The 8,267-nt window shown below is 64.8% G+C and carries 5 protein-coding genes; 3 read left to right on the plus strand and 2 right to left on the minus strand.

Annotation, left to right across the window (positions count from 1 at the left end):
- The first annotated feature begins 1 nt into the window (after position 1).
- Positions 2 to 814 (plus strand): HAD family hydrolase, encoded by an 813-nt coding sequence (locus QM712_RS19775; protein WP_415024811.1) that lies wholly within the window; start codon positions 2 to 4, stop codon positions 812 to 814.
- A 192-nt stretch (positions 815 to 1,006) separates the two neighbouring features.
- Here QM712_RS19775 and QM712_RS19780 read toward each other — a convergent pair whose 3' ends face one another.
- Both QM712_RS19780 and malQ read right to left on the minus strand, forming a co-directional pair.
- The gene (locus QM712_RS19780; RefSeq protein WP_415024812.1) at positions 1,007 to 2,812 is read right to left on the minus strand and encodes a glycoside hydrolase family 15 protein; all 1,806 of its coding nucleotides are present in this window, start codon (positions 2,810 to 2,812) and stop codon (positions 1,007 to 1,009) included.
- Positions 2,813 to 2,842: 30 nt separating this feature from the next.
- The gene (gene malQ / locus QM712_RS19785; protein WP_415024813.1) at positions 2,843 to 4,804 is read right to left on the minus strand and encodes a 4-alpha-glucanotransferase; all 1,962 of its coding nucleotides are present in this window, start codon (positions 4,802 to 4,804) and stop codon (positions 2,843 to 2,845) included.
- A gap of 205 nt (positions 4,805 to 5,009) precedes the next feature.
- On the opposite strand from malQ, the gene QM712_RS19790 reads away from it, so the two are divergent.
- The gene (locus QM712_RS19790; RefSeq protein ID WP_415024814.1) at positions 5,010 to 6,950 is read left to right on the plus strand and encodes a maltotransferase domain-containing protein; all 1,941 of its coding nucleotides are present in this window, start codon (positions 5,010 to 5,012) and stop codon (positions 6,948 to 6,950) included.
- Between the two features lie 10 nt (positions 6,951 to 6,960).
- A partial coding sequence (gene treS / locus QM712_RS19795) for a maltose alpha-D-glucosyltransferase (RefSeq protein WP_415024815.1) occupies positions 6,961 to 8,267 on the plus strand: 1,307 nt, incomplete at its 3' end.

Raw genomic sequence — 8,267 nt, forward strand, 5'->3', positions numbered from 1 at the left:
CATGACGCCCATCTCACTCGTGGTCTCCGACGTCGACGGCACGCTGCTGACCAAGGACAAGACGCTGACCGAACGCGCCAGGGCGGCGGTGCAGCGCCTGCACCAGGCCGGCATCGGTTTCACCATCACGTCGAGCCGCCCCGCGATCGGCATGCGCTTCCTGATCGAGCCACTGGCGATCTGGCTGCCGGTCGGCCCGTTCAACGGCTCCTCGATCGTCGATCCCCAGATGAAACCGGTCGAGCAGCACCTCATTCCGGCCGACGCGGCCGAAAAATCCCTGCAGATCCTCCGGAAGTTCGGCGCCGACATCTGGCTCTTCACGTACGACAAATGGCTGATCGACAACCCCACCGGCAAATACGTCGCGCACGAGCAGCACACGATCCGGTCCGATCCGACCATCGTCACGGATTTCTCGCCGTATCTGGCGAGCGCCTGCAAGATCGTCGGCGCGAGCGCCGATGCGGCCGGCCTCGAGGCCTGCGAAAAGGAGATGCAGCAGGCACTCGGCAGCGAGGCGACTGCGGTGCGTTCGCAGACCTATTATCTCGACGTCACCCCGCCGGGCTTCGACAAGGGCACGTTCGTCAAGGCGATGGCGCAGCGCCTGGGTATCGCGACCGAGGCGGTCGCGACCATTGGTGACATGCAGAACGACCTTGCGATGTTCCGCGTCAGCGGCATGTCGATCGCCATGGGCAATGCCACCGACAGCGTCAAGGAACAGGCGACCCACGTCACCGCGACCAACGAGCAGGACGGCTTCGCCGAGGCGATGGAGATGATCCTGAAGCGCAATGGCGTTGGCTAAGGTGAGTGAGCTCGAAGCCTCCCGGTCAGGCTGCGGGCCCTCTTGATCTCTTCCGCTTGTGGGAGAGGTCGCCGCGCAGTAGTGGATGAAGGTTCTCTTTCTCCGGGGCTTTCGCCCCGTGGAGACCTCTACCCCGCCCCCCGCAAGCGAGAGAGAGCGACTCTCCGTGGTAAGAGCAATCAAGCCCTTGCCCTATTGCTGCGACCGCTGCATGGCCGGCTTGTCGCTCTGTTGGCGCGCGGCCGACAGGTTATGCGCGGTGTTGATCAACGCGATGTGGGTCAGCGCCTGCGGGAAGTTTCCGGTCTGGCGCGCCGCGTCTGAATCATATTCCTCGGCCAGCAGGCCGACATCGTTCGCGAGTCCCGCGACGCGGTCGAACAGCGTCTGCGCCTTGTCCAGGTCGCCCGACAGCACATAGGCATCGGCGAGCCACAGGCTGCAGGCCAGGAACGCGCCCTCGATCGGCTGCCGCTCGTCCGACACCTCGCGCGGATCGTGCCGCAGCACGAAGCCGTCGCGCATCAGGTGCTGCTCGGTGGCGGCGATGGTGCCGCGGATGCGCGGATCGGTCGGCGGCAGGAAGCCGACCGCCGGCAACAGCAGCACGCTGGCATCGAGCAGTTTCGAGCCGTAGGATTCGACGAAGGCATTCTCCTGCGCGTCGAAACCGTTGTTGCAGACATCGCGATGGATCGCCTCGCGCAGGGTGCGCCAGTGCAGCAGCGGCGCCTTGAAGCCGAATGTCTCGGCACTCTTGATGCCGCGGTCGAACGCGACCCAGGTCATCACCTTGGAGAAGACGTAGTGCCTCGGCTGCCCGCGCCGTTCCCAGATGCCGTGATCGGGCTGGTCCCAGACCTCGGCGAGATGGTTGAGCACGTTGCATTCCAGCGCCCAGGTCGCCTCGTCGTCGAGCTTGAGCTTGGCCATGCGCGACTGGTGGAAGGCATCGATCAGTTCGCCGTAGACGTCGAGCTGGAGCTGGGCGTGCGCGGCGTTGCCGACGCGGACCGGCTGCGAGCCCTCATAGCCGTCGAGCCAGTCGGCCTCCCATTCCAGCAGCCGGCGCTGTCCCCAGATGCCGTACATGATCTGCATGTTGGCGGGCGAGCCGGCGGCTGCGCGCAAGAGCCAATTGTGCCAGGCCGAAGCTTCCTCGGTATAGCCCGAGTTCATCAATGCCAGCAGCGTGAAGGTGGCGTCGCGCAGCCAGCAGAAGCGATAGTCCCAGTTCCGCATCCCGCCGAGCTTCTCCGGCAGCGACGTGGTCGGCGCCGCGACGATACCGCCGGTCGGCCCGAACGTCAGCGCCTTCAGCGTGATCAGCGAACGCATGATGAGATCGCGATATTCGCCGTCATGCGTGGAGCGGCTCGACCACTCCTGCCAGAATTTCTCGGTCTCCCGAAACGCGATCTCCGGATCGATCGGGTCAGGCGGGTCGAGATGCGAGGGACCGTAGGTCAGCACGAACGGCACGGTCTCGCCCGCCTTCACCTCGAAATCGGACACCGTGGTCATGTCCTCGCCGCGCGTCTTGACCGGCGTACGCAGCACCGTCATGTCCTGGCCCGCGACGGCCAGCAGCGAATGGTCGATCCGCCGGACCCAGGGAATGTCGACGCCGAAGCCGAAACGGATGACGAGCTCCATCCGCATTTTCACCGAGCCGCTGACGCCGCGGACCAGCCGGACGATGTCGGAGGCCTTGCCGCGCGGCGGCATGAAGTCGATCAGCACGACAGTGCCGCCCTTGGTCTCGAAGCGCGTTTCGAGGATCAGGGTGTCGTCGAGATAGCGGCGAGAGGTGGCGGTGACGTCCTCACCCGGCGCGACCAGCCAGCGGCCGTTCTTGTGAGTGCCGAGGATCGCGGCAAAGCAGGCATCGGAATCGAAGGCCGGCCAGCACAGCCAGTCGATCGAGCCGTCGCGCCCGACAAGCGCGGCGGTCTCGCAGTCGCCGATCAGCGCGTAGTCTTCGATCTTCTGCGACAATGTCTTTCGAACCTGAAAATCCCCGGCGGCTCAACTCCCGCCGATCAATGAACGTTCCCGCGTCGCGGCCTTCAAAGCCGCCAAGTCGATCTTCGAGACGATCTTGTCGAGCGCGACCGGCAGCCGCTGGCGCCAGTTCGGATGCTCGTCGATCGTGCCGGGAATGTTGGGCTGGTCGATCACGCCGAGCAGATCCTCCAGCGAGACCGCGAGCAGCCGCGAGGGCGTGCGCGACAGGAAAGCCAGCACGGAATAGAGATCGTTGGCGTCGATGTCGTTCTGTCGCAGGATTTCGTCGAGCATGCCGAGCGCATGCCAGCGCGCTTCCTCGTTCTCGCCGGGATCGAGCCCGAGCGACAGCTTCACCTTCAGGTCGCTGAAGGAGCGCCAGCCGGCATAGGTCGACAGGTCGTGCGTGTTCAGCGTCACCAGCGCGTTGGGCCGGTAGAAATCGACGTTGCGGAAATGCCCGGCGTCGTCGCGCTCGAACATCATGACGAGGTAGGACCAGATGCCGAAATCCTGCATGGTCTCGCGAAAGCCTTCCGGCACCGTGCCGAGGTCCTCGCCGATGACGATGCATTTGTGGGCCGCACTCTCGCGCGCCACGGCCGCCAGCAGCGCCTCGAATGGCATCTGCACATAGGCGCCGTTGTCGGGCCTGAAGCCGCGCGGCACGAGATAAAGCCGCTTCAAGCCCAGCACGTGATCGAGCCTGATGGCGCCGGCATGGCGCATCGAGGCCGCCAGCATGTCGGCGAACGGCACGAAGGATTTCGCTTCGAGGCCACCGGCATTGAAACCGGCAAGGCCCCAATCCTGGCCGACGGTGTTGAGAACGTCGGGCGGGGCGCCGACGGCGAGATGGCGGGAAATCGCCACCTGCTCGTTCCAGGCGTCGAAACCGTTGGACTGCACGCCGACGGCCACGTCGAGATAGAGCCCGACCCGCATGCCGAGTTCGCCGGCCAATGCCTTGGCGGCACGCAATTGCGCATCGGCGATCCACTGCACGAACTCGACGAACTCGACCTCGCGCTTGTCGGGACCGTTACGCAGTTCGGCGCATTTCGCCTCGTCCGGCTGCCGCCATTCCGGCGGCCATTCCCACCATGGTCCGGCAAAGCGATGGCGCAGCGCCTCGAAACAGGCGAAGCGGGACAACAGCGGCGCCCGCTCCGCACGGAAAGCGTCGAATTCCTTGCGACGGGCGTCGCTCGCCTTTGTCACGAAGCTGTCAAAGACAGCGCGCAGGCCGCGCCATTTCAACGCCGCGACATCGGCATAGGGCACGCGATCGCCCTCGCGCAGGCGCGCAGCGACCGCGGCGGCATCGGGCAGGAGGGCGGCCGAGAACTCCGGGATCGCCTCGACGTCGATGTAGAGCGGATTGAGAAACAGCCGGCTGTTCGGCGAATAGGGGCTGCAATCGGTCGGCCGGTCGTCGAACAGCACGTGCAGCGGGTTGAGCCCGACGCCGTCTGCGCCGATCTGCCGGGCGAGCCGGACCAGACCGGCAAGGTCGGTGAAATCGCCAATGCCCCAATTGCGTTCGGAGCGGACACTGTAGAGTTGCACGGCGAGCAGCCAGCCGCGGCCGAAATCGCCGCCAAAGGCACGCTCGGGCGCCACGATCATCGGCACCTCTTCGGTCGCGCCCTCGGCATCCGTCAGCGTCAATCGATGGTACCCGAGCGGCAGGCCCGCGGGCCAGGCGATCACCGGCTCGCGCGTCTCACCCTGCGCGATGATCTTCGCGTGGCCGCCGACGGCCCATCGCAACGGCGGTACTCCCGTCGCCGCCAATTCCGTGCGCGCGTTTGCCAGCGCCCGCACCACGACAGGCCCGCTGACGAAGCGATAGACCCGCTTCTCCGGCAGGGCGTCGAGGATGGATTTGAGGGCCACGGGATCGGTGATCCGCAGCTTTCCGAGGGCATCGACGAATTCGGACTGAACGCCCTTGATACGGGCTTGAGCTAATTGATCCATTCGGCACGCAGATTGCAGGCCACCCTTTTTCCGGGGGCATTCATTTTAACGAAGCATCGGAAGACGTTAGCCAAGGTCAACTCTCGAACCATACCTGCCGTTCCCGGCGGGAACCAATGACATACAAGCGGCTTTCTTTATAGGTACCAAACGTAGGTTCCCGACGAGGGAAACGGGCCCCTGCTTTCTTGTCAATGGCATCACCGTGAACAAGACAATTCAAACTGTCGAGAGTGCCGCAGCCGGCAGCGCTTTCCTTATTGAAGACATCTATCCGCTGATCGACGGCGGTCGTTTCGCCGTGAAGCGGATCGCCGGCGAACGGGTCGAGGTCTGGGCCGACATCTATCGTGACGGCGATGCCGTGATCGGCGCCGCGCTGGTCTGGCGCCGCGAGCAGGACCGGGAATGGCAGACCGAGCCGATGGTCCATCACGGCAATGACCGGTGGTCGGGCGCGTTCGTCCCGGCCGAAACCGGTCAGTACGTCTATGCCATCGAAGCCTGGACGGACGAATTCGCCACCTGGCGCCACGGGGTGGCGCGCAAGCGGCTTTCGGGCGCCGACGTCGCCCTCGACGCGGTCGAGGGCGCCGGTCTCCTGACCAAGGCCCATGGTGCGCGGCAGGACGCCGCGGCGATCATCGTCGGGCAATGCGAGGACTATCTCCAGACCGGCGACGTTACGCCGCTGCTGACGGCCGAACTCGGCGCGGCGATGGCCGACAGTCAGCCGCGTCCCGACCTGACCCGCTCACCGCCCTTCCCGCTGATCGCCGACCGCGGCAAGGCGCGCTTCAGCGCCTGGTATCAGATGATGCCGCGCAGCCAGAGCGATGTGCCGGGCCGGCACGGCACGCTGAGGGACTGCATCGCGCGCGCTCCCGACGTCGCCGCGATGGGCTTCGATGTGCTCTACTTCACGCCGATCCATCCCATCGGTCATACCCGCCGCAAGGGCCGCGACAATTCGCCGATGGCCGCCGAGGGCGATCCCGGTTCGCCTTATGCGATCGGCGCCGCGGAGGGCGGCCACGATGCGCTGCATCCCGATCTCGGCACCGCCGAGGATTTCCGCGCGCTGGTCGCGACCTGTCTCGAATACGGACTCGAACTCGCGCTCGACTTCGCCGTGCAATGCTCACCCGACCACCCCTGGCTGACGCAGCATCCGGAATGGTTCAAATGGCGGCCGGACCGCTCGGTGCGGACCGGTGCGGGTCCCTATTCCGATATCGTCATCCCGGATTTCGCGTCGGTCGACAGGGCCGGACTGTGGTGCGCGTTCCGCGACGCCATGCTGTTCTGGATCGACCATGGCGTGACCATCTTCGCCATCGACAATCACGACACCGCACCGTTCCAGTTCTGGGAATGGTTGATCCGCGACATCCGCAGGCGCCATCCCGAGGTGATCCTGTTTTCCAAGACATTCGCCCGGCCGAAACTGATGAAGGGACTCGCCAAGCTCGGCTTCGCGCAATCCTTCACCTATTTCCCCTGGCGCACGGAGAAATGGGAGCTGGAGCAATATCTCGGCGAAATCACGCGCTATCCCGAGCGGGACTTCTATCGTCCGAACCTGTTCGTCAACACGCCCGACCTGCTGCCCTATCATCTGCAGAGCGGCGAAGCCTGGATGTTCAAGGCGCGCGTCGCGCTGGCCGCGATCCTCTCCGGCAATTACGGGGTCTACAGCGGCTTCGAACTGCTGGAGCACGAGGCGGTCCCCGGCCGCGAGGAATATTTCGATTCCGAGAAATACCGGATCAAGCAGCGCGACTGGGACAGGCCCGGCAACATCAAGGCCTACATCGCCGCGCTCAATCGCATCCGTCGCGAGAACACGGCACTGCACGACACCGCCAACCTGCGTTTCCTCGGCGTCGAGGACCGCGAAACGATCGCCTTCGTGAAGGAGGCGGCCGGAAACAGCGTCTTGAGCGTCATCGCGCTCTCGTGCAATGTCCGCGACATCTGGCTGCCACTCGGCGATGTCACCGTCGACACCGGCGAAGAGCGGCGCCACGTTACCTCACTCGAAAACCTCCACACCGGCGAACGATCCCGCATCGAATGGGGCGGGATCAAGCTGCATATCGATCCCGGCTGCGATCCGGCACTCTTGTTCCGCTGCCTGGCGTAAGGACCACGCCATGAATGTTCTTTCTTCCGTCGATACCAAGAAGGCCGCGGCTGCCGAGGTCGTGGACGAGCTCTGGTACAAGGACGCGATCATCTACCAGCTCCACGTCAAGGCGTTCGCCGACAGCAACAATGACGGCATCGGCGACTTCGCCGGGTTGACCGAGAAGCTCCCCTATCTGCAGGACCTCGGCGTCACCGCGCTGTGGCTGCTGCCGTTCTATCCCTCCCCCGGCCGCGACGACGGCTACGACATCGGAGATTACGGCTCGGTCAATCCCGATTTCGGGACGATGAAGGACTTCAAGCGCTTCATCCAGGAGGCGCAGAAGCGCGGCCTGCGCGTGATCACCGAGCTCGTCGTCAACCACACCTCGGACCAGCACAAATGGTTCAAGCGTGCGCGCCGCAGCCAACCGGGCTCGAGCGCGCGCAACTGGTACGTCTGGAGCGACACCGACCAGAAATACCAGGGCACGCGGATCATCTTCACCGACACCGAGAAGTCGAACTGGACCTGGGATCCCGAAGCCGGCGCCTTCTACTGGCACCGCTTCTTCTCGCACCAGCCGGACCTCAATTTCGACAATCCGCGCGTCGTCAGCGCCATCATTCAGGTGATGAAGCGGTGGCTCGATGCCGGTGTCGACGGATTCCGGCTCGACGCCATTCCCTATCTCTGCGAACGCGAAGGCACGTCGAACGAGAACCTGCCGGAGACGCACACGATCATCAAGCGCCTGCGCCAGGAGCTTGACGCCTACGCCAAGGGCAAGCTGCTGCTGGCCGAGGCCAACCAGTGGCCGGAGGACGTGCAGGAGTATTTCGGCCGCGGCGATGAATGCCACATGGCCTACCACTTCCCGCTGATGCCGCGCATCTACATGGCGATCGCGCAGGAGGACCGTTTCCCGATCACCGACATCCTGCGCCAGACCCCGGACATTCCGGCGAGCTGCCAATGGGCGCTGTTCCTGCGCAACCACGACGAGCTCACGCTGGAAATGGTCACGGATGTCGAGCGCGACTATCTCTGGACCACCTACGCCAACGATCCCCGGGCGCGCATCAATGTCGGCATCCGGCGGCGCCTCGCGCCGCTGATGGACAACGACCGCCGCAAGATCGAGCTGATGAACTCGCTCTTGCTGTCGTTCCCCGGCACGCCGATCATCTACTACGGCGACGAGATCGGCATGGGCGACAACATCTATCTCGGCGACCGCAACGGCGTGCGCACGCCGATGCAATGGGCGCCGGACCGCAATGGCGGCTTTTCCCGCGCCGACCCTGCGCGCCTCTATGCGCCGCCGATCAT

This window comes from Bradyrhizobium sp., from assembly GCF_047605465.1.
Classification (GTDB): domain Bacteria; phylum Pseudomonadota; class Alphaproteobacteria; order Rhizobiales; family Xanthobacteraceae; genus Bradyrhizobium.